The sequence below is a fragment of the Agrobacterium salinitolerans genome (assembly GCF_002008225.1).
Lineage (GTDB): Bacteria > Pseudomonadota > Alphaproteobacteria > Rhizobiales > Rhizobiaceae > Agrobacterium > Agrobacterium salinitolerans.
Map to the genome: position 1 here is coordinate 133,939 of NZ_MRDH01000003.1, position 24,936 is coordinate 158,874.

The window sequence follows — 24,936 nt, forward strand, 5'->3', positions numbered from 1 at the left end:
AGGCAGAGACATATGCAAGAACATCATGTTGTCGTCGTGGGTGGAGGCTTCGGCGGGTTACAACTGGTGCACGGGCTGGAGGGGCTCCCTGTCCGCATCACATTGATCGACCGTCGCAATCACCACCTGTTCCAGCCCCTGCTGTATCAGGTTGCGACGACGGCGCTGGCGACATCCGAAATCGCCTGGCCGATCCGCCATCTTTACCGCGACCGCAAGGAGGTGACGACCCTGCTTGCGGAGGTGACCGGCGTGGACCGGGCGGCGCGGACCGTGCAATTGAATTCCGGCCAGGTAATCGGCTTCGATACGCTGGTGTTGGCCACCGGCGCACGTCACGCCTATTTCGGCCGTGACGAGTGGGAACGTTCGGCCCCCGGCCTCAAGACGCTGGAAGATGCAACGACAATCCGCCGCCGACTGCTTCTGGCCTTCGAAAGGGCCGAACTTGCCACCAGTGAAGAGGAGCGGCAGGCGCTTCTGACCTTCGTCATCATCGGGGCCGGCCCGACCGGCGTGGAAATGGCGGGCATGATCGCCGAACTCGCCCACAGGGCGCTGCCGGCGGAATTCCGCAATGTCGATACGACAAAGGCCCGTGTTCTGCTTGTGGAGGCGGGACCGCGCGTTCTGCCGGTCTTTACCGAGGATCTTTCGACCTATGCGAGGCAAGCGCTTGAGAGGCTTGGCGTCGAGGTTCTGCTCGGCACGCCGGTGACGGCCTGCACGGATGAGGGCGTGACGGTGGGCGAGACCCATTATCCGTGCCGCACCGTCGTCTGGGCCGCCGGTGTGCAGGCATCTCCGGCCGCCAAGTGGCTGAATGCCGCCGGCGACAGGGCAGGGCGTGTCATCGTCGGGCCGCAGCTTCATCTCGAAGACGATGCCGATATCTTCGTCATCGGCGATACCGCCGCCGTCAATCAGGAAAACGGCAAGCCGGTGCCGGGCATCGCGCCCGCGGCAAAGCAGCAGGGCGCCTATGTGGCAAAGGTCATCAAGGCGCGGCTGGAGGGCAAGCCGTCGCCATCGCCCTTCCGCTACAGCCATCAGGGTAATCTCGCCACCATCGGCAAACGCGCGGCGGTGATCGATTTTGGCCGGTTCAAGCTGAAGGGCGTGCTGGCCTGGTGGATATGGGGGCTTGCCCACATCTACTTCCTGATCGGAACGCGCTCGCGGCTGGCCGTGGCCTGGAGCTGGCTGTGGATTTACCTGAGCGGCCAACACAGTGCGCGGCTGATTACCCAGAAAGAGACGCTGAAGGACGAGGCCTGACGCCTGAAAACAACAAGGGCGGGAAGCATGACTTCCCGCCCTTGTTCATTTGGTCGTCTCTAGGCGTATCACGCGTCGAGCGAGGCCATATCGATGACGAAGCGGTAACGCACGTCGCTCTTCAGCACGCGCTCATAGGCTTCATTGACGTCCTTGATGTCGATCTTTTCGATCTCGGAGACGATGTTGTGCTTGCCGCAGAAATCCAGCATTTCCTGGGTTTCCTTGATCGAGCCGATCATCGAACCGGCGAGCGAACGACGGCCAGGAATGACCGAGAATGCGTGGACCGGGATCGCATGTTCCGGCACGCCGAGCAGAACCATCGTGCCGTTGACCTTCAGCAGGTTGAGGTAGGCGTTCCAGTCGATTTCGGCGGAAACGGTGCAGAGAATCAGGTCGAAGGTGCCGGCGAGCTTCTCGAAGGTCGAGGCATCGCTGGTGGCGTAATATTCCTTCGCGCCGAGCTTCAGGCCGTCTTCCTTCTTCGACAGGGACTGGGAGAGAACGGTGATATCCGCGCCCATAGCCGAACCGATCTTCACGCCCATATGGCCAAGACCACCCATGCCGACGATGGCGACCTTTTTGCCGGGGCCGGCATTCCAGTGATGCAGCGGCGAATAGAGCGTGATGCCGGCGCAGAGAAGCGGCGCAGAGGCATCCAGCGGAAGGTTTTCCGGGATGGAAAGGACGTAGTCTTCCCGGACGACGATATGGTCGGAATAGCCGCCCTGGGTCGCGGTCTTGCCGTCTCTATCGACGGAGTTATAGGTTCCGACGAGACCGGGCATATATTGCTCGTTGTCGAGATCGCGCGTGGCGCAGCCGACGCAGGAATCGACGAAACATCCGACGCCGACATGGTCGCCGACCTTGAACTTCGTGACCTTGGAACCGACGGCGCGGACGACGCCGGCGATTTCGTGGCCGGGAACGATCGGATAGACGGCGTTTTTCCATTCGTTGCGGACGGTGTGGATGTCCGAGTGGCAGATGCCGGCATATTTGATATCGATGACGACGTCGTCATCGTTTGGCTCGCGGCGTTCGAAGGTGAACGGGGTAAGCGGCTTCGACGCGTCGGTCGCAGCATAACCTCTAGCAATGGCCATCTGAATATCCTTATCGAGGGGTTGGGGACGGCGGAATATGCGATGGAAGCGTGAGGCGGCGTTAGAGCGATCCTCCGAGCTTTTTGCACGATCCTGCAAAAAATGCCCCGTGTGCTCTTTGCGGATGTCGGGTGGCTTTCTAGATAAGCAACATCCAATATATCTCTTCCTTCAGTTAAGGGATTTTCCCATGTCCTTGCCGTTCAATGTCTATCGGGAGATCGCCTCCATCGCCGCGCGGCACGTCACGGAGGACGGCGAGGTGCGCACGGCGATAGAATCGCTGGGCATCAGCCGGCGCACGACGCCGAGCGCTCCCTGCCACGGCAGCTATCGTCCCTGTCTCGCCATGGTGATCCAGGGGTCGAAAAGCGTTCAACTCGGAACGGACACCATCAACTACGGCGCGGGGGATTATCTTCTGACCTCGCTTGATCTGCCCGTTGCATGGCGGGTGGTGGAGGCGAGCAGGGAAGTGCCGCATTTCTGCATCTCGCTTGCCGTCGATAGTGAGAAGCTGGTCGATCTCATGCGGCGTGTACCGATCGATCCTGCGGTGGAGCCGACGAATGCGCAGCGCGGCATCGTCGTCAACAGGGCAACACCGGAGCTTCTCGATGCCGCCATACGGCTCCTGCGTTTGCTTGATCGTCCGGCCGACATCGCCGCCATGGCGCCGCTGATCGAACAGGAGATACTTTATCGCATCCTGACCGGACCGGCCGGCGGGCAGCTGATGAACGTCATCGCGTCCGGCAGCCATGGCAATCGCATCGCCCGCGCCATCGCCTGGCTGCGCGAAAATTTCGCGCGCCAGTTACGGATCGAAGAACTGGCCGAACAGGTCGGCATGAGCGTCTCGTCCTTCCACCATCACTTCAAGACGATCACGGCCATGACGCCGGTTCAGTATCAGAAGCAGCTTCGCCTGCATGAGGCGCGGCGGCTGATGCTGCTGGAGCGGCTGGATGCCGGCACCGCCGGCCATCGCGTCGGCTACCAGAGCCCGTCGCAGTTCAGCCGGGAATATAGCCGCTTTTACGGGCTGTCGCCGTCGCGCGATATTGATGCATCGCGGGAGATCAGCGCGGCCGGGTAGATTGGTTCTTTGGGAAGGTTTTCCATTGCCTACGGAGCGCGGCGTTACCCCCCTCTGCCCTGCCGGGCATCTCCCCCTCAAGGGGGGAGATCGATCTGCGGCAAGGTCTCGCCCATCTCGAAGCTTGGGAATGAAGCGACAAAAGGGACCCTTGCCGATCTCCCCCCTTGAGGGGGAGATGCCCGGCAGGGCAGAGGGGGGTAAAGCTCCACGCGCCGTCTATCTGCTAGCCAACGTATAACCCCCTGAAGTTCCCCGCAAGCTCCCTTTCACACTCCGCCGCACCGCGTCAATTCTCGTCCTCCCCTGAAGAATCCGCTTGACCCCAACGCAGCCTCCGCTTAAATGACGCTCGAACCGTACCGTACGGTACATCAATCTAGCCCCTGGAGATGAAAAGACTTGGCTTCCGACCCGATCACAGCGCAGGAATTTTCGCCGCGCCAGAACGCCGTTCTGGACCAGGCATTGCGTCTATTGGTCGAGGGCGGCGAGAAAGCGCTCACCACATCCGGGCTGGCGCGTGCGGCCAACTGTTCCAAGGAAAGCCTCTACAAGTGGTTCGGCGATCGCGATGGCCTGCTGGCAGCGATGATCACCTTCCAGCAGAGCAAGGTTCGGACCTTCGAGAAGGCGGGCGACCGCGTCTCCGCGCCGCAGCTTGCCGATCACCTCGAGGTATTCGCGCATGATCTGCTCGACGTTCTGGCGGGCGACGTGTCGCTGGCGCTGAACCGCCTCGCCGTTGGCCAGGCGAGCCGTGACGGCTCCAAGCTCGGCGATCTGCTGCTCGAACGCGGCCGTCGCCAGATCGACCGGCGGGCGCGTGGACTGATCGAAGCGGGTCGCCGTTCCGGCTATCTGCGTTTTGATGATGCCGAGGAGGCATATCGCAGTTTTTACGGCCTCATCGTCTCGGATCTGCATGTGCGCATGCTGCTGGGCGAGGCGCCGGACAAGGATTTTTCTGCCCGGGCAAAAAAGGCGGTCGTCGCCTTTCTGACGCTTTACGGGACGGAAAAGGTACATTCGGAACTCAGCGGCAAACTCGCCTGAGGTTCCGGTTCAGACAACTGAGAGACAAGCATTAGGGAAGGACCATCAAATGCGCGTTTATTATGATCGTGATGCCGATCTCAATCTCATCAAGTCCAAGAATGTCGTCATCGTCGGTTACGGCTCCCAGGGCCGTGCACATGCGCTGAACCTCAAGGATTCCGGCGCCAAGAACGTCGTCATCGCTCTGAAGGCCGGTTCGCCGACCGTCAAGAAGGCCGAAGCCGACGGCTTCAAGGTCATGACCGTTGCCGAAGCCGCCAAGTGGGGCGACCTCCTGATGATGGCAACGCCTGACGAATTGCAGGCTGACATCTACAAGGCCGACATTGCCGGCAACATCCGTGATGGCGCGGCGATTGCTTTCGCACACGGCCTTAACGTTCACTTTGGCCTCATCGAGCCGAAGGCATCGCTCGACGTCGTCATGATCGCACCGAAGGGCCCCGGCCACACGGTTCGCGGCGAATACCAGAAGGGCGGCGGCGTTCCCTGCCTCGTTGCCGTTCACCAGAACGCTTCCGGCAACGCGCTTGAACTCGCTCTCTCCTATGCCTGCGGCGTTGGCGGTGGCCGTTCGGGCATCATCGAAACCAACTTCAAGGAAGAGTGCGAAACCGACCTCTTCGGCGAACAGGTTGTTCTGTGCGGCGGTCTCGTAGAGCTCATCCGCGCCGGTTTCGAAACCCTGGTCGAAGCCGGTTACGCACCGGAAATGGCCTATTTCGAGTGCCTGCACGAAGTGAAGCTGATCGTCGACCTGATCTATGAAGGCGGCATCGCCAACATGAACTACTCGATCTCCAACACAGCCGAGTGGGGCGAATACGTCACCGGTCCGCGCATCATCACCGCTGAAACCAAGGCTGAAATGAAGCGCGTTCTGCACGACATCCAGACCGGCAAGTTCACCTCGGACTGGATGCAGGAATACCGCTCGGGTGCGGCCCGCTTCAAGGGTATCCGCCGCATGAACGACGTTCACCAGATCGAAGAAGTCGGCGCAAAGCTGCGCGGCATGATGCCCTGGATCGGCAAGAACAAGCTGGTGGACAAGGCCGTCAACTAAGCTCCATCGCTTGGTGGAAGATATGGAGGCCGGGGCGAAAGCTCCGGCCTTTTGTTTTCGATGTGCTCTCACATGATGGCGTCGTCTTCCTCGACGATAACGGAAACGGGAAAGTGATCGGAAAATCCGCCGAGATTGACGTTTTTGACCGCATCGCCCTTCGACAGGCCGAAGCGGATAGGCCCCTCGTTCTTGCTATGGCTGACCATGGCGGCGATGGCTTCGACTTTCGCGGTTTCCTCACGCACGCTGAAGCCGCTGCTGCCGCTCAGAAGTGATCGGGAAACGAGGATCTGGTCGAAGATATTGGCGTCGCCATTGAAATAGAGCGTGCCATAGATCGTCCTTGCCGTGCCGACTGAATCCACCACGGGCTGGCGCAAATAGTTCCAGGCAAGATTGTAGAACATGGCCGATTGCGAATTTTCGACATCGTCGCGCTCGCGGGTGGAATTGGCGTGATAGCGCAGCGAGGCATCGGACGGGTCGTCGTTGAAGTCGCCGAAAGCGATAACGGCGATGTCGTTTCCTTTTTCCTCGCGAATACGCTGATGCCAGTAGCCGAGCGTTTCGCCGGCGGTCATTCGAAAACCGGCGCTTTCGACCGCGCCACCCGAGCGCGACGGCCAGTGATTGGAAAGCGCAATGAGTTGGCGTCCGCCCTTGGTGATGAAGGTGCATTGGGTAATGTCGCGCGTGCCCGTGCGGCGCATCACGAAATGGCTGAAAATCTCGTTTTCGTTGATCAGCAGCTTTTTGCTGTCATAGATGAAGGCGGTGTCGATGCCGCGCTGGTCCTTGCTGGAATCGGCGTGCACGACGCGATAGGCGCGCTCAGGCATGAGATCGTTGAGATGTTCTGCCAGCGTCTCCAGGACGAAACGGTTCTCGACCTCGCAGACGCCGAGCAGATCTGGCCCGGCACCGCCGATCTGCCGGATGATGATGCCGAGCTGTTTGACCTTGGTCTTGAACAGATCCTCGGTCCAGCCTTTCAGATCGTTCTTCAGCCGCTCGGCAATCCACGGCTCGCGCGCCGGATAACCCTCCGGCGCAAACAGGTTTTCGACATTCCAGAACGCCAGGACATATTGGGTCATGATCCGCACACCTCCGGTTGGGTTTTCAAGCCTAGTGGAAGTTTTTGCCACAACAACTTGAAATTGTCATGAAGGTCGGCGGCTAGCGAAATTTCCTGCCTCCGGCTTATTTTGCCGGCGGGATGACACCCTTCGTCAGCAGGAAGCAGCCATAGAACCGGGTCTCGCCAGTGGTGATGACGCAATAGGCCTGCTTGGCTTTTTCGTAGAAGGCAAAACGTTCGATCCCGTACATGGGGGCGGGTTTTCCTTCCGCCGCGTCGATTTCCTTCTGCACTTCGGCCTGTACCGGTTCCAGCTGATCGGGCGCGCCCATCACCTCCATGCGCCCGACCGAGGGCTGTAGCGGCGTGTCGAGCGGTAGAACGGACAGGATAGCCTTCATGGCGCGGGCGGCCGAGACGTTGTCGATATGCAGCACCTTGCCGACGGTGGTCTGGCGGGCCACCGAATCGGAAGGGAAGTTAGTGTCCGAGATCACCAGCGTATCGCCATGGCCCATGGCGCGCAGCGCGTGCAGAACATCGGCGTTCAGCGCGGGGTCGATATTTTTCAGCATGTCGTCAAACTCCCATGATGCTTTCGCCCGTGTTACGGCGCGCGCGCAATCCAGCCGGAAAACCATGCCGCGTCAATCGCAAAGGTGTGATTGTGAAGCTTTGCGCAAGGGTGTATTTGGCTTTGTCCGCAAATCTGGGCGTCGATGCAGGTCGGTTGCGGGCAATGTGCAGGGAGGCAGAAATAATTCGAAAAACTGATAAGTCAGTATTGCTGACATATCGACATTTCTGTAAAGATGCACGCATAAAAACGACACAAGAGGAAACGTACCCATGCTTGACTGGGAACAAATTTTCGCCACGCGCTCTTCGCGCATGAAAGCGTCTGAAATCCGTGAGCTGCTGAAGCTGCTCGAACAGCCTGATATCATCTCCTTTGCCGGCGGCATTCCGGACCCGGCCCTTTTCCCCGCAGAGGAGTTTCAGCAGGCTTACGCGGAAATTTTTTCCGGTTCGCAGGTCAACTCGGCGCTGCAATATTCGGTAAGCGAGGGTTACAAGCCGCTGCGCGAGTGGCTGGCGGGCGAGATGGACAAGATCGGCATCGAATGCACCGCCGACAACGTCTTTATCGTTTCCGGTTCGCAGCAGGGTCTCGATTATCTCGGCAAGTTGTTCCTGTCGCCGAAGGATACGGCGCTGGTGACCTGGCCGACCTATCTCGGCGCGCTTTCCGCCTTCAACGCCTATGAGCCTAATTACGACCAGCTGAACCCCGGCGGTAACCGTACGCCTGAGGCTTACCGCGAAACGGCGGCCAAGCTCGGCGGCGCGGTGAAATTCGCCTATCTCTCGGCCGATTTCTCCAATCCGACCGGCGAAACCGTCGATCTCGCGGGCCGCGAAAAGGTTCTGGCACTGGCTGACGAGTTGGATATCGCCGTCATCGAAGACGCCGCCTATCAGTCGCTGCGTTACGATGGCGAGGCTGTTCCGCCGATCATGGCGCTCGACATTGCCCGCTCTGGCGGCATCGAGAACACCCGCACCATCTATTGCGGCAGCTTCTCAAAGACGTTGGCGCCTGGCCTTCGCGTCGGTTACATCGTCGCTTCCGCGCCTGTCATCCGCAAGCTGGTGCTGATGAAGCAGGCCGCCGACCTGCATTCCTCGACCATCAACCAGATCGCCATCGAACGCGTCGCCTCGCGCGGCTTCGACAACCAGGTCGCTAAGATCAAGGCTGCTTACAGCGCACGGCGTGATGCGATGCTGGCAGCACTCGAGAAGTACATGCCGAAGACGACCAGCTGGACCAAGCCGGAAGGCGGCATGTTCATCTGGGTGACGTTGCCTGAGGGCATGGATGGCGCCGCACTGCTGGCAAAATCCATCGCCACGGAAAAGGTCGCCTTCGTTCCCGGTCGCGCCTTCTTTGCGGATGGCTCCGGCACGAACACGCTGCGCATCAGCTTCTCCTGCGCCAATGAGGCGATGATCGAGGAAGGCATGAAGCGGCTCGGGCGGTTGATCGCGACGGCTCAGGCGGAGACGGGTGAGGTGCTTGCGGCAATTTGAGGGGGCTGGCGATGAGGCCTTGAAAGGTGGAGGGTGTGGCTTACCCCCCTCTGCCCTGCCGGGCATCTCCCCCTCAAGGGGGGAGATCAGCAAGACGCTCTACCGTTACTCCCCTCTCAAGCGTCGAGATGGGCGAGGCCTAGCCACAGATCGATCTCCCCCCTTGAGGGGGAGATGCCCGGCAGGGCAGAGGGGGGTAAACCGCGAGTGTTGAGGGGCAATGTTACTCTCAATCCTGACGGCCCCAAGAGATCACACCCCAAAAATCCTGCCTGTCACATACATGTTATGCAATCATGTTTTAGCGGTCCCACGAAACAACAGGGACTGGACCCATGAAAACGCTGCTTTCCGCTTTCACCGCCATCGTATCGCTCGGCTTCATCGCCACCGCCGCCAATGCCGCCGATCTGGTGCTCTACACCAGCCAGCCCAACGAGGACGCGCAGGCGACCGTTGATGGTTTCAAGGCTGCCAACCCCGGTCTCGACGTCGAATGGGTGCGTGACGGAACGCCGAAGATCATGGCCAAGCTGATGGCCGAGATCAATGCCGGCAATCCGGTTGCCGACGTGCTGTTGATCGCCGACACCGTGACGCTGGAGCGCATGAAGCAGGCCGGCCAGCTTCTGGCCCACAAGTCTCCCGAAGCCAAGAATATCGATGCTTCGCTGTACGATGCGGACGGCTTCTATTATTCCACCAAGCTTATTACGACCGGCATCATGTACAACACCGCGGCCGCGATGAAACCGACGAGCTGGAAGGATCTGGCCAAGGCGGAAGCCAAGGGTCTCGTCACCATGCCGAGCCCGCTCACCTCAGGTGCGGCGCTGATCCATGCGCAGACGCTTGCCGCCGCAAACGGTCTCGGCTGGGATTATTACAAGCAGCTTAAGGCCAATGAAGCCATTGCCGGCGGCGGCAATGGCGCGGTTCTGAAGTCCGTTGCGTCAGGCGAAAAGGCCTATGGCGTGGTGGTCGATTACATGCCGATCCGCGAAAAGGCCAAGGGCGCGCCCGTCGAGTTCGTCTTCCCGGAAGAGGGCGTTTCGGCTGTCACCGAGCCGGTCGCGATCATCAAGGGCACCAAACACGAAGAAGCCGCCAAGAAATTCGTTGATTACGTGCTGTCCGAAAAGGGCCAGCAGGGCTTCGTCAAGCTCGGCTATATCCCGGTGCGCGCCGATGCCGGCATGCCGGAAGGCTTTCCGGCTCGCGACAAGATCAAGGTTCTGCCGCTCAACGCCGCTGACGCGCTGAAGAACTCCGAACAGGACCTGAAGACTTTCTCCGATATTTTCGGCTCCAAGGGCTGATATAGCGGAATGACCCGTTCCAATGCCTATGGAAGCAGCCAGCCGCGCTGGCTGTTTCCTTTTGTAGTGAGTGTCGTTTTCGCGCTGAGCGCCCTGCCGCTCGGGCGGCTCGCCTATACCGGCGTTATCTCGTCGCTGAATGGTGATATATGGCGGCTTCTGGCCGATCCCGCTCTTTGGGGCGCGTCGCTGAATACGCTCTCCACCTCGTTTTTCGGCATGCTGATTTCACTTGCCATCGGCGGCGCCTTTGCGCTTGCGCTGACGCTCTGCGACATCCGCGGCAAGTCGATCTTAAGTTTCCTGTTCATGCTGCCGATGATGATCCCGCCGCAGGTGACGGCGCTGTCGTGGATCGGCATGACCGGCCCGTCGAGCACGCTGTTGAAGGCGATCGGTCTTGCGCCGGCACTGGGTTCGCCGCAGCCGCTTTATTCGGTTACGGGCATCGCGCTTCTGCTCGGTGTGCAGCATGCGCCGCTCGTCTATCTGTCGCTGCGCGCCGGTCTGCTGGCTTTGCCGCAGGACGGCATCGAGGCTGCCAAGCTTTCCGGCGCTTCGCCGTACCGGGTGCTGTTCGATATTATCCTGCCGCTGTCGACGCCGGGATTGATCGCCGGGGCGGCGATCTCCTTCGTCTCCAATGTCGGCAATTTCGGCATTCCGGCGATCCTTGGCATCCCCGCCTCGATCTTCACTTTGCCGACCTTGATTTACAGCCGTTTTGCCAGTTTCGGCACCAGCACATTCGGCGATATCGCCATTCTCTCCACCATGATCGCCATCATCTCCGTCGCCGGGCTTGCGCTTCAGGAACGGGCGATGAAGGGCAGGGACTATCGCATCATCGGTCTTTCCGGCAAGGCGGCGACATTCCGGCTTGGGCTGTGGCGGTTGCCAGCGGAGCTTGCCCTGTGGCTTGTGCTGTTCTTCATGCTGGTGGCGCCGCTGACGGCGTTGGTGGCAAGCTCGCTCGCGCCCGCCTATGGCGTGCCGCTCAGCCTCAAGACGGCGACGCTGCATGCCTATGAGGAGTTGCTCTATCGGCAGAGCGTGACCCGCACGGCGTTCCGCAATTCGCTGTTTCTGGCGACGGCGACATCCTTATGTCTCCTTGCGGTGACGGTGCTGACGGCTTATTTCCTGGTGCGTGGCAAAAGCCGTTTCATGTTCCTGCTCTCGGCGCTGGTGGATATTCCCTATGCGTTGCCGGGGGTGGTGATTTCCGTCTCCTTCGTGCTGCTTTTCGCCGCTCCCATCCCGCTTGTCGGCATCACGCTCTACGGCACGATCTGGATCATTCTGCTCGCCTATTTCTCCTCCTTCTTCGCCGTCAGCCTGAAACCCATGGTCAGCGCCTTCCTGCAATTCGATCCATCGCTGGAAGAGGCAGCAAGGCTCTCCGGCGCCGGTTTCTGGCGGCGGTTGAAGGATATCATCCTGCCGCTGGTCGGGCCTGCGGCGGGCGCTTCGGTCATTCTCGTCTTCCTGATCGCCTGCAACGAGTTGACGGTGTCGGCGCTGCTGTGGTCCGCCGGCACGCAGACGCTCGGCGTGCTCATCTACAATCTCGATGACAGCGGCAGCTTCGATCTTGCCTCCGCACTTTCGGTGCTCGTCGTCATCATGGTGATTTTCCTCATGGCTCTGCTGGAAATTCTGGGGCGCTATCTGCCGAAAGGAGTGGTCCCTTGGCGAAACTGATCCTCAACCGCCTGTCGAAAAGTTTCGATGCCGGTTCAAAGCCAGCCGTCAACGATGTTTCGCTTACCGTGCGGGAAGGCGGTTTTCTCGCTCTGCTCGGGCCTTCCGGCTGCGGCAAGACGACCGTGCTGCGCATGATCGCCGGTTTCGAACAACCGACCGACGGTTCCATCCTGCTCGGCGAGCGGGTGCTGGCCGATGCCGGCAGCATGGTACCGCCGGAGCGTCGCAATATGGCGATGGTGTTCCAGTCCTATGCGCTGTGGCCGCATATGTCGGTTGCCGACAATGCCGGTTATCCCCTGAAGGTGCGCGGTATTTCGGGCGAGAAATATCGCGAGAAGGTGCGCCAGGCGCTGGCCGCTGTCCGCCTCGAGAGTTTTGCGGAGCGCCGTCCCGCCGAATTGTCCGGCGGCCAGCGGCAGCGTGTGGCGCTTGCCCGCTGCCTCGTTACCGAGCCTGACGTGGTGCTGCTCGATGAGCCGCTCGCCAATCTCGACCGGCATCTCAGGCAGGAGATGGAGGAGACGTTTCGGGAATTCCATGCCCGCTCCGGCGCAACCATGATTTACGTCACCCACGATCAGGCGGAAGCCATGGCGCTGGCGACCGATGTCGCCGTCATGTCGCAGGGCAAGCTGCTGCAGATTGCGCCGCCGGCGGAGCTTTATGCGCGGCCTGAAGGCAGGCTCGTCGGCTCGCTGGTGGGGCAGGGTGCTATCCTCCGCCTGCCGGTGCCGGACGGAGCATCGCGCAATCTCGACTGGGCCGGGCTTCGGGCCGCGATGGAGAGCGGCGCGCAATTACCGCTGGCGGATATTCTCGTGCGGCCGCAGGATGTGTTGCGGGATGCCGAGGGTATCGATTGCACCGTCACCTCGGTTCTCTACGAGGGGGAGCGGTATGCCCTTCGTCTCGATCTGCCGGATGGGCAGGCGCTCCGGGCCTATTCGCGCGAGGCGGTTGCTGTCGGTGATAGCCTTCCGGTTGCCATTCGTGTGGGCTGGCGGCTTTAACTAAAAAGGATGCCTTCCTCATCCCTGTGCTTGTCACAGGGATCCAGCCAGCCCAAGTCCTTGTGCTGAAAAGACTCTCCCGCCGCGCAGACGCGCGTCGACTGGATTCCTGTGACAAGCACAGGAATGACGTGGGGGAGCATCGGCACGCGGCTCACCAAAACCGACGTCGCGCTTTGGCTAATCCGGTAAAGCGCGCCATGCCCCAAATCACTGGCGAGGTCGAACGGGAGCGGCTAAGCTTTCCGTCCAGCAATAGGAATGAAACATGTCGCTTCGGCTTGCCACTTTCAACATCGAAAATCTCCTCACCCGTTTCGATTTCACCGGTTTTCGCAACCAGACGCGGCGCGACAGGGCGATCCAGCTCTTCGATATCAGGGATGAGGCGACCTATCAGGCGCTGGAAAGCGCGCGGATGGTGGCTTCCACCGACGATACGCGCCAGCTTTCGGCGCTCGCCATTGCGGATGCGGATGCGGATATTCTCTGTCTGCAGGAAGTGGACAACATGGCCGCGTTGCAGGCCTTCGAATATGGTTATCTCTATCGTATGGTCGGCAATGGCTACCTGCAGAAATATCTGGTTGAGGGCAATGACGGCCGCGGCATCGATGTGGCCGTCGTCATGCGCGAAGAGACGCGCGACGGCGACAGGATCGAGGTGGTCGATATCAAGAGCCATGCCGCGCTCACCTATCGCAATCTCGATCTCTTCAATCCCGCGCTTGCCGCCACAAACCAGATCGACGACAAGATTTTCAAACGGGATTGCCTGGAAATCGATCTGCGGATCGGCGGCAAGCCGCTGACGCTTTACGTCACGCATTTCAAATCCATGACCAATGCCCGCGATGCGGTCGACGCCCGCATCGCCACCATGCCCATCCGCGAGGCGGAGGCCATGGCCGTGCGCCGCATCATTGAAAACCGCTGGGGCGTGGGCAGTACCCGCAACAAGAATTTCGCGATCTGCGGCGATATGAATGATTATCAAGAGCGTGTCGCGATTTCCGGCGACAGGCGCAGTGGCTACAGCTTCGAGCCCGTCGAGGAGGAGCGCAGCGCGCTCGATATCTTCACCGCCGATGGTTTCGTGGTCAATCCGATGACGCGCCGTGACGTCATGGATCGCTGGACGCTCTACCATTCACGCGGGCCGCAGGAACAGCATCTGTGCCAGCTCGACTATATCTGGCTGTCCCCGCGTTTAGCGGAGACGAACGCCACACATGTTCCCGACATCATTCGCAATGGACAGCCTTTCCGGACGATATTCCCGCCGGGACAAGAGGTCGAACGTTATCCCCGCACCGGCTGGGATCGCCCGAAGGCTTCCGATCATTGCCCCGTGGTCATGACGCTGGATTTGATCTAGGCGATGCTCCTAGCCGTTCGCGACCTTTGGAAAATAGGTTGCCCAGACCCGGTTGCGGCCCGCACGCTTGGCTTCGTAAAGCCGGTCGTCGGCGATGGCGATCAACTCGTCCCAACTGTTGATCGCGCGTGCTTCCTGCCAGACCACGCCGAAACTTGCCGTCAGTGACAGGCCGCTTTGCGCGTCGATAGTCTGGGATTCGATCAGGCGGCGAAGACGGTCGGCCGTCGCCGTCGCCGTGGCGTGGCTGACATTCTGCAACACGACGACGAATTCCTCGCCGCCATATCGGGCAAGAATATCATCATTGCGCAAGGCGCTGCGCAACAGGCTCGCGGTCTTCTGAAGCGCGATGTCACCCATGGCATGGCCGTAACGGTCGTTGATCGATTTGAAATGGTCGATATCGACAATCATCACGCCGAGCGACTGACATTGCTCCTCGCCCGTCAATATGGAGCGAACCGCCTTTTCGAGTGCGCGGCGGTTAAAAACGCCCGTCAGCGCATCGGTTTCGGAAAGGGTGCGCAACTGTTCGGCCAGCGCACGCTGCTGGTTTTCCATTTCGCCCTTCTGGCGAAGCTGTTCGCGCAGGAAATCCAGTTCCTCGAACATCTTCTTCACTTCCGGAGCAACCCTGTCCTCATGATTGCCCTCGGAAAGATCACCGCCGGCGATGGCGGCGATCTGCGCCTGAACGGATTGCATCGGCCGGAACAGCGCGGTTTTGTAAACCGATGTCAGCCGCAACAGCACCAGCACAGCAATGCCGGCGAGAAAGAGCGACGTTCCGCCGTAGATCAGGGCCTCGTGCTTTTTCCTTTCGATCCGCGCGCGCGTTTCGGACAGAATGAGGTCGCGCAACGTGTCGGACGACCGCATGCCTGCAATATAGTTTCTGGAGAATTCAAGAGCGCTTGGCTGGGCGGATGGCACGGCCATCACGATCGTATTCTGCGCGTAAAGCAAAGCCTGACTGAAATATTGGGTTTCAAGATCGCGCAATGCCGCGTCCAGTCGCGGCGTCGACAGATAGGCGGCGGTATAATTGGTCAGCGATGCTTTCAGCGACAGCAGGCTCTGCATCTCGGTGTCGAACTTGGCGCGATAACGGAGCTTTTCCTGCCTGTTCGCCTTGAGACTCATGATGACATAAGAGCCGAGGCGGCCGATCCGGTCCCGCATCACGCCCGCCGTACCCGTCAGTGCGATGTCGATCGCCACGTCGGGCGTTGCCTTGATGATGGCGCGTGCGGCCCTGCCGCGCAGCAGGTTGACGCTGTCCGCCGCCCTGAACATCGATGAAATCGCGTTGGACATCGCGCCGTGGTTGCGTATGTCAGGGGAGAGCGCGGCGACCTGATCGACCAGTTCTCGCGATTGTTCGAGAGCCTGGCGGGTTTCAGCAAGTGACTTCGCCAGTTCGGGCTGCGTTCTGATATCTTCGGTGAAAGATTTCTCCAGCTCCGACAGCTTGTCGTCCGTTGCCTTGCGCGCGGTCGCAAGCCCTTCGATCAGCCCCTCATCCGGCACGGATGCGCCCATCAGATTATTGGCGGGGCCTCGCTCTGCCGATACCAGCCATGCGGACTGGAGAGCGGTTTCAAAGCGGGTGAGCTGCGCGGCATTGGTGCGATAACGTATATAATTGTAGACGCTGGGCAGCGCGGCAAGGGTTGCCAGCAGGATTGAGCTTACGGCGATGATGATCGTGCCTGTCAGCTGGATTTTCTGTATGCTCGCGCGCATATGATGCGTTGTTCTCACTGGAATGGTCATGTTTCATCGCCATTCTAGTGACGCTGCGTAAATACTTCGCTTATTTTCCGGGCCCTTTGCTACAATCGCGATCATGCACACAGACCGGCTGGCAACGGTGTGGAAAAGCGGTCTGTCGATGCCATGGCGTCAGTTTTTGCTTTACACCAAGTCAGAATCTGATAGTTGGCAAGGCACTGGCTTGCCCTTGTAGCTCAGTTGGTAGAGCACCTGATTTGTAATCAGGGGGTCGCGGGTTCGAACCCTGCCGGGGGCACCAGTAAAATCAATCCCTTAATCTTGAAATCTATTTGCTTGAACGCGCCGCGTGACGGGCGGGCTTTGCGTCTGTCGTTGATGGTGGTTGAGCCCTGATGAAATTGAAATTTGCGGCTTCCGTCCTGCCAGTCCCGCGGGACTTTCGCTTCAGGAGGCCGGTCCTTCCCACTATAAGGCGAGATCGGCAAGGGCGGGGCGTCCGCCAGAGTTGTAAAGCCCGAAGGTTTAAGCATATTGTTCGGCGGATAAGTTGAGCAACAGCGGGCGCTTTCAATGGATGCATATGGTCATTTGCGGATATTGGTAAGCCTCATCCTCGGTCTGGCCATTACCAGGGTGTTGTCCGGACTTTCCAGAAGGCTGCAAGAGCCGCAGAAAACCGACCGTATGCATGCGCAGATCGTATGGTCGATTGCCCTTCTTCTTGGAGCTGTCCATTTCTGGTGGTGGGAGTTTGCCCTGCGGCTCATCCAGAACTGGAATTTCTGGATTTATATCTTCGTTCTGGTCTACACGTCGCTTTTCTTTTTGATGTCCACGCTGCTTTATCCCGATCACATTCAGGAATTGTCCGAACGGGAAAGTTTTTTCGTGCGCAGGCGACATGCGTTCTTTGCTCTGTTTGCCGCCTCGTTCGTCTTCGATCTGGTGGACACCTACATCAAGGGCAGGGAGCATTTCGAACAGCTTGGGCCATGGTATCTGGCAAGGATAGTCGGCGGTCTGCTGATTGCTGTCGTGGCGATGAGAACCGATAGCAGCCGCAAAATCATGTGGCTCGGTGTTATCTGGCTCTTCTTTAACGCCCTCTGGATAACGGCGATCTACAGCGACCTGTTCTAGTTCATTCAGCGGCAGAATAACCGGATCGCGAGCCGCGGCTGCAAGTAGAATGCGCAAGCGCACAATGCGGGGTGGCGGTTTCGACGAGGCCTACGGCTTTATGTGATAGAGCTTGTGCACGATAAACCAGTTGCCGTCGCGTTCCAGCAGGGAGAGATATTCGTAAAAATCCATACCGTCGAAACGGGTCGTCAGCTTCACAGAAGCGCTGTCGCCTTCCTTGTCGATGCCCATGATTTCAAAAGCGGGATCGTGATCGGGCAGGCCGCGTTCGCTTTTGCGCAACTGGTCGACAAAATCCTCCAGGGACAACCATTCGATTTCGCCTTCGAAGGTTCCGACGATGCTGGCGCGCGGATCGAAAACGTCGCGCATCAGGCTCTCATCCGCATAGGCCATGGCATGGACATAGTCCGTGACGGTCTCGGTAATCGTTTGCGGCATCGGATCGTCCTCCCTCCCAATCCAAAAGCCAAGCTTACACCCGTTGGCGTCTTTCCACCATAACCCCCTGAAAACGCGCCTGTTACGCTTCTCCCGGTGGTGTTTTCCGGCCGGTTGCGGCAGGCGCTGTGCAAAACCGTGCGGCATGTTTTGCACGGCTTTCCACAATTTTGTCCCGCCTGTCATTATAGTCGCCTTGGGTCGGACGAATTTCGGCATCAAGGGCTTTTCCGTCCGTTGCGATGCGGCGCGCCGCGAGGCTTTGTGTGGGCTTTGCCGGTTTAACCGCAGGGGCGGGGTGCCGCGCCGGGCGGAATTGGCCTATGATCCGCCCGCGTGCCAGACGGGAGCGGTGTTGGCGTGCGGGTAACAGTTTGCGTTTGAAGGTGTTTTTGTGATTGATCCCTATGTTTTGCTTGGCGTGGAGCGCGATGCCGACGAGGCGGCGATCAAGTCGGCCTACCGCAAGGTGGCCAAGGCCGCGCATCCCGACAGCGGTGGCGATGGCGAGCAATTCGCGCGCCTGCAGACGGCCTATGAGCTGCTGAAGGATCCGGTGCGCCGCAAGGTATTCGACGATACTGGCTACGATCCGCAGCTTGCCGACGCCAAGGACCTCAAGGGCCTGCTGATGCTGGAAACGCTGGTGAATGAATTCATTCTGGATGAGCGCGAACCCGGCAGTTTCGACCCCGTGGCCGCCATGCGCCGCAAGCTGACCGACGATATTCTGAAAAGCCGTTTCCATATTCTCGAGCTGGAACGGCATCGTACCCGGGTTCGCAAACATATGGACCGTCTGGGCCGCAAGCCGGAAACCGATGTGCTGAGTTCCATGCTGCGTGCCCGCAGCCAGTCCATCGCCGAAGCCATCCGCAATGCCGAAATCCAGATCGAGGCGATCGAGCAGGCCTATACGATGCTTGAAGGTTATTCCTACGAGCTGGAAAGCGTGACGCTGGCCGAGCCCTTGCTGAAAGGCGAGGCGGCCGAATAGACGACCGTTCAGGGGCCGTTGACGAGGGCGAGGATGAGTTGATGCACCCGCCCGCCGGGAGAAAGCTCGTCCCGGTCGAAATCGCGGCCGCGCTGGCGCTGCTCGTTGGAAAGCTCGCCCAGGCGTTGTTGCAGAACGGCGCGCACCTTCTGGCATTTTGGATCGTTCTCCGCCCGCAGCCCGATGCTGAAGGCTTCGATCTTTTTCACCATGTCGAGAATGTGGTCACCATGGACGCGCTCGTGGGTCTCCACGCCCGAAATGAAGGTCCTCCAGCTGGCGGCGACGGCGGGCGGCAGATTGGCGGGCGCTTTCGGCCAGGTGTAGATGATGGTTAGATTGGGCCTCGCGGTGGCCAGCACGCAGGCGCCATCCGGCTGCGGACGATAGTCCCGCCGCCATGTCAGCTTGAAGGTCGTGTGGGCAATGGCCTGCACGCCGGCGGTCGGACCGCGCTCGCCGATCGACTGATAAAGCGCACCGCCCGTATTGCCGCTGATGGCATAGGTTTTTATCTGCTCGGCCGGTTTCCAGTCGGCCGCCTGCGCTGACAGCGGCAGGGCGCAGAGCGCGATGGTGGTGCTGATGGCAAAGGAAAAGACGCTATTGGCGGGCACGCAACGATCCTTGGTGATTGGCGCGCTGAAGATAGGCGAGAGGCGCGCCGTCAGGCAAGTGCCGTCCGGCGGGGAGTGCCAGGTTTTCCGATAACTCGCCACATATGAAAACCCCCGCGACAGTGCGCGGGGGGACAAGCTTGCGGACTGCAGGGGTAATCAGTCGTCCAGCTTGTCGTAATCGAGCTTCGGAGCGTTCTGAAGCGATTCCTTTGTGGTGTCGACATAGGCCTTCCAAGTGCCGTTGTCGTTGTGAACAGCGACGGAAGCCGGGTCGAGCACCACATAGCTCTTGTCGATGCCGAGGAAGCCGCCGACGCTGGCCACAAGGCCGATCACCGACTTGCCGTCGCCGATGACGACATCTTCGATTTCACCGATGTTTTCGTTCTGGGCGTTATAGATGTCCATGCCATCGAGCTGGGAGGCGGTAAGGTCGGTCTTCTGAACGTTGACGAACTTCAGCGGGGCGCTGGCCTTGGTGCCCATGGTAATACCGGGGCCGGACAAAGCGGCGTCCGCGCCGGCAGCAGGAGCAGTCGTGGCCGTCTGGGCAAAAGCCACGGAAGAGGAGAGCGCTGCTGCCGCAGCGAGAGCGATGACATTGATTTTCATGATGTTTCTTCCCTTTGTATGCTGAACGTTGCGTTCGGGGAGGAAACGATGGGAGGCGGATTTGGTTCCTCATGGGAGGACAGGAAAATTTCGTCTATGTTGGAAGCCGGAACAGAGGCACAGCAGGTCGGGAGTGGCCTCGCGGCGAAATCAGGAGGGCATCATGGCAAAAAAGGTTACGGAAAAAGACGCGGAGGAGATCGCGGCCTCCGACCTCATCGACCGAAAAATTGCGGAACTGGCCGACTGGCGCGGCGATCTACTCTCACGCATCCGTGCGGTGATCCTGAAGGCCGATCCAGGGGTGATTGAGGAAGTGAAATGGCGCGGCGTGCCGGTCTGGTCACATGCCGGAATCCTCTGCACGGGTGAAACTTACAAGAGCGCCGTGAAGATGACATTTATGAAGGGCGCTTCGCTTGAAGACCCGGCCAGCCTGTTCAATTCCAGCCTGGAAGGCAATACGCGGCGGGCGATTGATTTTCACGACGGGGATGTCGTGAATGAGGAGGCGTTGGCGGGGTTGATACGGGCTGCGGTGGCGTTGAACCTTGCGGAAAAGAGCGGGAAGAAGCGGCCCATGAGATGATCGGTCTGTCTCTTTTGAAAGGGTGGGTCGCGCCTCAATCCCCGGCGATATCCGCAGCCTTGTCCCACTCCCCATCGATAAACTTCAGTGCATCGATGATCGAAACCTTCCACACCGACCAGACGTGATCGCCATCGGTCACCCGCAGCTCGGATTTGCGCTTGTCGGCCTGCAGAGTCTCGTGCAGGGCGATGGCGCCGCGCCAGAGGAAGAAGCCGTCATCATCGCCGACGGTCAAATAGGTGGCGGGCAGATCCTCGTTTTCGGCGACATGCTGGGCGACGAGGGTGAAGACGTTTTTCTCGTTAAAGAGCCTCGCATCGAAAGGCGTGCCGAAGGCCCCGGAGAAATGGTCGCCGGTGGACGGCAGCACGATGCCGCTGGTGATTGTGGTGCGGTCGACCTGATGGAAAAAGGCGCTGTCCTGAATGAGCTTCAATTCGGTGGGCGTCTTGTCGAGATCGGAGACGGGGACGTTCTGCCAGATGGCGCCGGACAGGCTGGCGACGGCGCCATAGAGGTCCTCATGGCCATAGGCCAGATGCAGGGCGCCGAAACCGCCCATGGAGAGACCGGCAATGGCGCGGCCTTCACGGTCCTTGCGCACGGGCAGGGTTCTTTCGATCTGGTGGCGCAGGTTACCCGTCAGCGCGGCTTCGTAGTCACCGGGGCCGCCGACAGCGGCGGAATCGACGTACCAGCTGTTCTTGACACCGGGCATGACGACTACCAGCGGGCGAATGGCGCCTGCTGCGATGAGCGTGTCGAGGGTCTTTTCAATATTGCCGAGATCACGCCAGCTGTTCTGGTCGCCATCATGGCCGTGCAGCAGATAGAGCACCGGCCAGCCGTTTTCGGGCGGTACACCATCCGGGCGGTAGATATTGACGGGAAGCGGCGCGTTCAGGGCCGCGCTGTGGAAGGTGGCGTCTTCGATCTGGCCGGCAAGCGCTGAGTTACCGAACAGGAGAAGGAACGATGCGGCAAGGTAATGTCGATGCATATTCCTTCCCACTTCCAGCGTCGTTAACTGCATCCTTGCAACCTTCGCATACACCTTACCGCCCCGGCCGGCCCGTCTTGCCCTTGGTTCGGCTCTTGCGCTTCTGCTCCCCGGCATCCTCATAGGAACCCGCACCGATCTTGCCGCGGACCAGCGGTCTTGGATCGTCCGTGGTCCGTTCCGGCTGGCCCTCCAGCAACGGTGAGAACCGTTTGCCGGCTTCGGTCGCGGGCTTGTCGGGCACCGCGCCGCGCACGGGCTTTTCGGTTCTTCCCACCGTCATCTCGTCCAGCGTGTTCCTGCGGAACAGCGGTTTTCCCGCATCCGAGCCAGGGCCCATTTCGTCAAGAGAGGGTTTGGCGAAGAGGGAGTTGCTGCTTTCGTTCGCGGCGTTACCCCCCTCTGTCCTGCCGGACATCTCCCCCTCAAGGGGGGAGATCGACTCGTGGCGGGCGCTCGTTCCGCTTTTCCGGGACTTGCCGCCACCCTCGAGCGATTTGGCCTCCTCCTTGGCCATGGGATCGTCCATGGTGGCGAGTTCGGCGGCCTTGAGGCGTTTGATTTCGTCGCGCAGGCGGGCGGCTTTTTCGAAGTCGAGATCGGCGGCGGCGTCGCGCATGGATTTTTCCAGCGCGTTGAGATGGGCCTGCAGATTGTTGCCGACCAGATGGCCGCCATCGGCGAAGCCCTTGCCGGAAACGCCAGAAATATCGGCCCTTACGTGGTCGCGCTCATAAACAGAATCAAGAATATCGGAAATCTTCGCCTTCACCGATTCCGGCGTGATGCCGTGTTCGGCGTTATAGGCCATCTGCTTCTCGCGGCGGCGGGCGGTTTCCTCCATCGCCCGCTTCATCGAGCCGGTGATGTTGTCGGCATAAAGGATGACCTTGCCGTCGACGTTGCGGGCGGCGCGGCCGATGGTCTGGATCAGCGAGGTTTCCGAGCGCAGGAAACCTTCCTTGTCGGCATCGAGGATGGCCACGAAACCGCATTCCGGGATATCGAGACCCTCGCGCAAGAGGTTGATACCGACAAGCACGTCGAAAGCGCCAAGGCGCAGGTCGCGGATGATCTCGATGCGCTCCAGCGTGTCGATATCCGAGTGCATGTAACGGACGCGGACGCCCTGCTCGTGTAGATATTCGGTCAAATCCTCGGCCATGCGTTTGGTCAGCACGGTGCAGAGCGTGCGGTAGCCCTTGGCGGCGGTCTCGCGGATTTCGCCGAGAACATCGTCCACCTGGCTGCGGGCGGAGCGCACCTCCACCGGCGGGTCGATCAGGCCGGTCGGGCGGATGACCTGTTCGGCAAAGACGCCGCCGGACTGCTCCATCTCCCATGAGCCGGGGGTGGCAGAAACCGCGACGGTGAGCGGGCGCATCGCGTCCCATTCCTCGAAACGTAGCGGGCGGTTGTCCATGCAGGAGGGCAGGCGGAAGCCATATTCGGCCAGCGTCGCCTTGCGTCTGAAGTCGCCGCGATACATGCCGCCGATCTGGCTGACGGAGACATGGCTTTCGTCGATGAAGAGGAGCGCGTTGTCAGGGATATATTCGAACAAAGTCGGCGGCGGCTCGCCGGGGTTGCGGCCGGTGAGATAACGCGAATAATTCTCGATGCCGGCGCAGGAGCCGGTGGCCTCCAGCATCTCGATGTCGTAGCGCGTGCGCTGCTCCAGCCGCTGGGCTTCCAGCAGGCGTCCGGCCTTCTCAAGCTCGGCGAGACGGCCCTTCAACTCTTCCTTGATCGACTTGATCGCGCCATTCAGCGTCGGGCGGGGCGTGACATAGTGCGAATTGGCGTAAATCTTGACCGATTGCAGATCGCCGGTCTTCTGGCCGGTCAGCGGGTCGAATTCGGTGATGGAATCGATCTCGTCGCCAAACATCGAGATGCGCCATGCGGCATCCTCTAGGTGGGCGGGAAAGATTTCGATGGTATCGCCGCGCACGCGGAAGGAGCCGCGCTGGAAATCCATGTCGCGGCGCTTGTATTGCTGGGCCACAAGGTCGGCCAGAAGCTGGCGCTGGTCCAGCCGGTCGCCCACCTGCATCTGGAAGGTCATGGCGGTGTAGGTTTCCACCGAGCCGATACCGTAGATGCAGGAAACGGAAGCGACGATGATGCAGTCATCGCGCTCCAGCAGCGAGCGGGTGGCGGAGTGGCGCATCCGGTCGATCTGTTCGTTGATCGAGGATTCCTTCTCGATGAAGGTGTCGGAGCGCGGCACATAGGCTTCCGGCTGATAATAATCGTAATAGGAGACGAAATATTCCACCGCATTGTCGGGGAAGAAATTCTTGAACTCCGAATAGAGCTGTGCGGCCAGCGTCTTGTTGGGGGCAAGGATGACAGCCGGGCGCTGTGTGGCCTCGATCACCTTGGCCATGGTGAAGGTCTTGCCCGAGCCGGTAACGCCGAGCAGGACCTGGCTGCGTTCGCCCGAATTGATGCCTTCCACGAGGTCGGCAATGGCGGTCGGCTGGTCGCCGGCGGGCTGGTAGTCCGAGGCCATGCGGATGGCGACGCCGCCTTCGGATTTCGGCGGGCGGGCCGGCCGATGCGGCGTCCACAGCTTGCCGTCCTTGAACAGCGGATTGCCGCTCTCGATCAGCTTGGACAAGGCATCCACGGTTGCGGTGACGGCGCCCGGCGCGAGGTTGGCCGCGTCCTCCAGCGATACGTCCATGCCGGCGACCGGATTGAGGCCGGCGGCGGCGCGGGTTTTCGGATCGCTCGATGCGCCGATCGATACGCCGCGAGATGTCTTGGAGGCCGTGGTGTTTTTGGCCGTCTTCGACGCGGCTTTCTGCGCTTCCTTGCGCGCCTCGACCTCGATCTTCTTGCGGTGCTTGCCCGCCTTCGAAGCGATTTCGCGCTGGGTTTCCACCGAGCCGGCCTCGGCTTCAGCCTCGAGCTGCTTCACCCAATCGGCGACGCTGCCGCTGAGCGGCGCACCTTCGAATGACGATTGCGGAGCTTCCTCGAAGCCGGAGGGCGAGGAGGTGGTGTTTTTCGGTGATCTGGCCATGGGCGAAATATGGAGGGAGTCCTTCGCAAAGTGAAGGGGAGGCGATGAAAAAATGAGTACAAAAAGGAAACGAAGCGGCGGAACGAAATTCGGATGGATGCGTTGCGGGGCGGCTGGAGACGTGCCTCAGCCGCCATTGTCGTTTTCCGAATATTCCAAACGCGCCTTGCAGATGCGGACATGGTTCTCATCGGCCCATTGCACCAGCAATTGCATAGGCACCAGAAACGAGCGGCCGAGATTGGTCAGCTCATATTCCACGCGCGGCGGTACCTGCGCATAGAGCGTGCGGCGAATGAAGCCGTCTTCCTCCAGCCGCTTCAGCGTGCGTGACAGCATCTGCTTGGAAATATCGTTGATCCTCCGGTTCAGCTCGTTGAAGCGCAGAACGCCGCCCTGGAGGGCTTCGAGAACCAGCAGACTCCATTGATCGCCGATGCGGTCCAGCACGTCGCGGATGGGGCAGGGCTGCTCGAAAGTGAAGATTTCCCTGGTCTGCGTATCCGGCATTGTCCTTACCCCTTGCCCGTTTTTTGTGCCTTCAA

Annotated in this window: 22 protein-coding genes and 1 tRNA gene; 13 read left to right on the forward strand and 10 right to left on the reverse strand. The window is 60.2% G+C overall.

Going from position 1 to position 24,936, the window contains the following annotated elements:
* Positions 1-12 precede the first annotated feature (12 nt).
* Positions 13-1,278 carry an NAD(P)/FAD-dependent oxidoreductase gene (locus tag BS627_RS02500; RefSeq protein WP_077981730.1) on the forward strand — a complete coding sequence of 422 codons (1,266 nt, stop codon included), beginning with the start codon at positions 13-15 and terminating at the stop codon, positions 1,276-1,278.
* Positions 1,279-1,346: 68 nt separating this feature from the next.
* Here the strand turns inward: BS627_RS02500 and BS627_RS02505 are convergent, their stop codons facing one another.
* Positions 1,347-2,393 (reverse strand): NAD(P)-dependent alcohol dehydrogenase, encoded by a 1,047-nt coding sequence (locus tag BS627_RS02505; protein ID WP_077981731.1) that lies wholly within the window; start codon positions 2,391-2,393, stop codon positions 1,347-1,349.
* 190 nt (positions 2,394-2,583) lie between these two features.
* Here BS627_RS02505 and BS627_RS02510 point away from each other — a divergent pair, with 190 nt between their 5' ends.
* The 3 genes from BS627_RS02510 to ilvC all read left to right on the forward strand — a co-directional run bounded on the left by BS627_RS02510 (position 2,584) and on the right by ilvC (position 5,617).
* On the forward strand, positions 2,584-3,492 hold the full coding sequence (locus BS627_RS02510; RefSeq protein ID WP_077981732.1) for an AraC family transcriptional regulator: 909 nt from the start codon (positions 2,584-2,586) through the stop codon (positions 3,490-3,492).
* Between the two features lie 402 nt (positions 3,493-3,894).
* Entirely contained in the window at positions 3,895-4,548 is a 654-nt protein-coding gene (locus tag BS627_RS02515) for a TetR/AcrR family transcriptional regulator (RefSeq protein WP_077981733.1), read from the forward strand.
* Between the two features lie 49 nt (positions 4,549-4,597).
* Positions 4,598-5,617 (forward strand): ketol-acid reductoisomerase, encoded by a 1,020-nt coding sequence (gene ilvC / locus BS627_RS02520; protein ID WP_077981734.1) that lies wholly within the window; start codon positions 4,598-4,600, stop codon positions 5,615-5,617.
* Positions 5,618-5,685: 68 nt separating this feature from the next.
* Here ilvC and BS627_RS02525 read toward each other — a convergent pair whose 3' ends face one another.
* Both BS627_RS02525 and BS627_RS02530 read right to left on the reverse strand, forming a co-directional pair.
* Positions 5,686-6,717, reverse strand: coding sequence for an endonuclease/exonuclease/phosphatase family protein (locus BS627_RS02525; RefSeq protein ID WP_077981735.1), 1,032 nt, complete (start codon positions 6,715-6,717; stop codon positions 5,686-5,688).
* A gap of 106 nt (positions 6,718-6,823) precedes the next feature.
* Positions 6,824-7,276 (reverse strand): RbsD/FucU family protein, encoded by a 453-nt coding sequence (locus tag BS627_RS02530; RefSeq protein ID WP_077981780.1) that lies wholly within the window; start codon positions 7,274-7,276, stop codon positions 6,824-6,826.
* Between the two features lie 274 nt (positions 7,277-7,550).
* Here BS627_RS02530 and BS627_RS02535 point away from each other — a divergent pair, with 274 nt between their 5' ends.
* From BS627_RS02535 to BS627_RS02565, 5 genes are all read left to right on the forward strand, one after another.
* The gene (locus BS627_RS02535; RefSeq protein ID WP_077981736.1) at positions 7,551-8,795 is read left to right on the forward strand and encodes an aminotransferase-like domain-containing protein; all 1,245 of its coding nucleotides are present in this window, start codon (positions 7,551-7,553) and stop codon (positions 8,793-8,795) included.
* 335 nt (positions 8,796-9,130) lie between these two features.
* Complete coding sequence (locus BS627_RS02545; RefSeq protein ID WP_077981738.1) at positions 9,131-10,114, forward strand: ABC transporter substrate-binding protein; 984 nt, start codon at positions 9,131-9,133, stop codon at positions 10,112-10,114.
* A gap of 9 nt (positions 10,115-10,123) precedes the next feature.
* The gene (locus BS627_RS02550) at positions 10,124-11,818 is read left to right on the forward strand and encodes an ABC transporter permease (protein ID WP_077981739.1); all 1,695 of its coding nucleotides are present in this window, start codon (positions 10,124-10,126) and stop codon (positions 11,816-11,818) included.
* The gene (locus BS627_RS02555; protein ID WP_077981740.1) at positions 11,806-12,834 is read left to right on the forward strand and encodes an ABC transporter ATP-binding protein; all 1,029 of its coding nucleotides are present in this window, start codon (positions 11,806-11,808) and stop codon (positions 12,832-12,834) included. The genes BS627_RS02550 and BS627_RS02555 overlap by 13 nt, the downstream gene beginning before the upstream one ends.
* Positions 12,835-13,102: 268 nt before the next feature.
* Positions 13,103-14,212, forward strand: a complete 1,110-nt coding sequence (locus tag BS627_RS02565) for an endonuclease/exonuclease/phosphatase family protein (RefSeq protein WP_089153204.1) — start codon at positions 13,103-13,105, stop codon at positions 14,210-14,212.
* 9 nt (positions 14,213-14,221) lie between these two features.
* Here the strand turns inward: BS627_RS02565 and BS627_RS02570 are convergent, their stop codons facing one another.
* Complete coding sequence (locus BS627_RS02570; RefSeq protein ID WP_077981741.1) at positions 14,222-15,961, reverse strand: GGDEF domain-containing protein; 1,740 nt, start codon at positions 15,959-15,961, stop codon at positions 14,222-14,224.
* Between the two features lie 213 nt (positions 15,962-16,174).
* Here BS627_RS02570 and BS627_RS02575 point away from each other — a divergent pair.
* Positions 16,175-16,250: transfer RNA gene (locus BS627_RS02575), tRNA-Thr, on the forward strand.
* A gap of 272 nt (positions 16,251-16,522) precedes the next feature.
* Complete coding sequence (locus tag BS627_RS02580; protein ID WP_077981742.1) at positions 16,523-17,092, forward strand: hypothetical protein; 570 nt, start codon at positions 16,523-16,525, stop codon at positions 17,090-17,092.
* A gap of 90 nt (positions 17,093-17,182) precedes the next feature.
* Here BS627_RS02580 and BS627_RS02585 read toward each other — a convergent pair whose 3' ends face one another.
* On the reverse strand, positions 17,183-17,536 hold the full coding sequence (locus tag BS627_RS02585) for a nuclear transport factor 2 family protein (RefSeq protein ID WP_077981743.1): 354 nt from the start codon (positions 17,534-17,536) through the stop codon (positions 17,183-17,185).
* 394 nt (positions 17,537-17,930) lie between these two features.
* On the opposite strand from BS627_RS02585, the gene BS627_RS02590 reads away from it, so the two are divergent.
* Entirely contained in the window at positions 17,931-18,533 is a 603-nt protein-coding gene (locus tag BS627_RS02590; RefSeq protein WP_077981744.1) for a J domain-containing protein, read from the forward strand.
* An 8-nt stretch (positions 18,534-18,541) separates the two neighbouring features.
* Here the strand turns inward: BS627_RS02590 and BS627_RS02595 are convergent, their stop codons facing one another.
* Positions 18,542-19,150, reverse strand: coding sequence for a DUF922 domain-containing Zn-dependent protease (locus BS627_RS02595; RefSeq protein ID WP_077981782.1), 609 nt, complete (start codon positions 19,148-19,150; stop codon positions 18,542-18,544).
* 159 nt (positions 19,151-19,309) lie between these two features.
* Entirely contained in the window at positions 19,310-19,765 is a 456-nt protein-coding gene (locus tag BS627_RS02600; protein ID WP_077981745.1) for a PRC-barrel domain-containing protein, read from the reverse strand.
* A gap of 163 nt (positions 19,766-19,928) precedes the next feature.
* On the opposite strand from BS627_RS02600, the gene BS627_RS02605 reads away from it, so the two are divergent.
* The gene (locus tag BS627_RS02605) at positions 19,929-20,354 is read left to right on the forward strand and encodes a DUF1801 domain-containing protein (protein ID WP_077981746.1); all 426 of its coding nucleotides are present in this window, start codon (positions 19,929-19,931) and stop codon (positions 20,352-20,354) included.
* 34 nt (positions 20,355-20,388) lie between these two features.
* Here the strand turns inward: BS627_RS02605 and BS627_RS02610 are convergent, their stop codons facing one another.
* From BS627_RS02610 to BS627_RS02620, 3 genes are all read right to left on the reverse strand, one after another.
* Entirely contained in the window at positions 20,389-21,357 is a 969-nt protein-coding gene (locus tag BS627_RS02610; RefSeq protein ID WP_077981747.1) for an alpha/beta hydrolase, read from the reverse strand.
* A 55-nt stretch (positions 21,358-21,412) separates the two neighbouring features.
* Positions 21,413-24,391 carry an excinuclease ABC subunit UvrB gene (gene uvrB, locus BS627_RS02615; protein ID WP_077981748.1) on the reverse strand — a complete coding sequence of 993 codons (2,979 nt, stop codon included), beginning with the start codon at positions 24,389-24,391 and terminating at the stop codon, positions 21,413-21,415.
* Positions 24,392-24,517: 126 nt separating this feature from the next.
* Complete coding sequence (locus BS627_RS02620) at positions 24,518-24,901, reverse strand: winged helix-turn-helix transcriptional regulator (RefSeq protein ID WP_077981749.1); 384 nt, start codon at positions 24,899-24,901, stop codon at positions 24,518-24,520.
* Between the last annotated feature and the right edge of the window lie 35 nt (positions 24,902-24,936).

What these genes read in the sequence shown, in the direction of transcription:
- BS627_RS02500 (WP_077981730.1), top strand. Translation starts at nt 13, where the DNA reads ATGCAAGAACATCATGTTGTCGTCGTGGGTGGAGGCTTCGGCGGGTTA.
- BS627_RS02505 (WP_077981731.1), bottom strand. Translation starts at nt 2,393, where the DNA reads ATGGCCATTGCTAGAGGTTATGCTGCGACCGACGCGTCGAAGCCGCTT.
- BS627_RS02510 (WP_077981732.1), top strand. Translation starts at nt 2,584, where the DNA reads ATGTCCTTGCCGTTCAATGTCTATCGGGAGATCGCCTCCATCGCCGCG.
- ilvC (WP_077981734.1), top strand. Translation starts at nt 4,598, where the DNA reads ATGCGCGTTTATTATGATCGTGATGCCGATCTCAATCTCATCAAGTCC.
- BS627_RS02525 (WP_077981735.1), bottom strand. Translation starts at nt 6,717, where the DNA reads ATGACCCAATATGTCCTGGCGTTCTGGAATGTCGAAAACCTGTTTGCG.
- BS627_RS02530 (WP_077981780.1), bottom strand. Translation starts at nt 7,276, where the DNA reads ATGCTGAAAAATATCGACCCCGCGCTGAACGCCGATGTTCTGCACGCG.
- BS627_RS02535 (WP_077981736.1), top strand. Translation starts at nt 7,551, where the DNA reads ATGCTTGACTGGGAACAAATTTTCGCCACGCGCTCTTCGCGCATGAAA.
- BS627_RS02545 (WP_077981738.1), top strand. Translation starts at nt 9,131, where the DNA reads ATGAAAACGCTGCTTTCCGCTTTCACCGCCATCGTATCGCTCGGCTTC.
- BS627_RS02550 (WP_077981739.1), top strand. Translation starts at nt 10,124, where the DNA reads ATGACCCGTTCCAATGCCTATGGAAGCAGCCAGCCGCGCTGGCTGTTT.
- BS627_RS02565 (WP_089153204.1), top strand. Translation starts at nt 13,103, where the DNA reads ATGTCGCTTCGGCTTGCCACTTTCAACATCGAAAATCTCCTCACCCGT.
- BS627_RS02570 (WP_077981741.1), bottom strand. Translation starts at nt 15,961, where the DNA reads ATGCGCGCGAGCATACAGAAAATCCAGCTGACAGGCACGATCATCATC.
- BS627_RS02580 (WP_077981742.1), top strand. Translation starts at nt 16,523, where the DNA reads ATGGATGCATATGGTCATTTGCGGATATTGGTAAGCCTCATCCTCGGT.
- BS627_RS02585 (WP_077981743.1), bottom strand. Translation starts at nt 17,536, where the DNA reads ATGCCGCAAACGATTACCGAGACCGTCACGGACTATGTCCATGCCATG.
- BS627_RS02600 (WP_077981745.1), bottom strand. Translation starts at nt 19,765, where the DNA reads ATGAAAATCAATGTCATCGCTCTCGCTGCGGCAGCAGCGCTCTCCTCT.
- BS627_RS02605 (WP_077981746.1), top strand. Translation starts at nt 19,929, where the DNA reads ATGGCAAAAAAGGTTACGGAAAAAGACGCGGAGGAGATCGCGGCCTCC.
- BS627_RS02610 (WP_077981747.1), bottom strand. Translation starts at nt 21,357, where the DNA reads ATGCATCGACATTACCTTGCCGCATCGTTCCTTCTCCTGTTCGGTAAC.
- uvrB (WP_077981748.1), bottom strand. Translation starts at nt 24,391, where the DNA reads ATGGCCAGATCACCGAAAAACACCACCTCCTCGCCCTCCGGCTTCGAG.
- BS627_RS02620 (WP_077981749.1), bottom strand. Translation starts at nt 24,901, where the DNA reads ATGCCGGATACGCAGACCAGGGAAATCTTCACTTTCGAGCAGCCCTGC.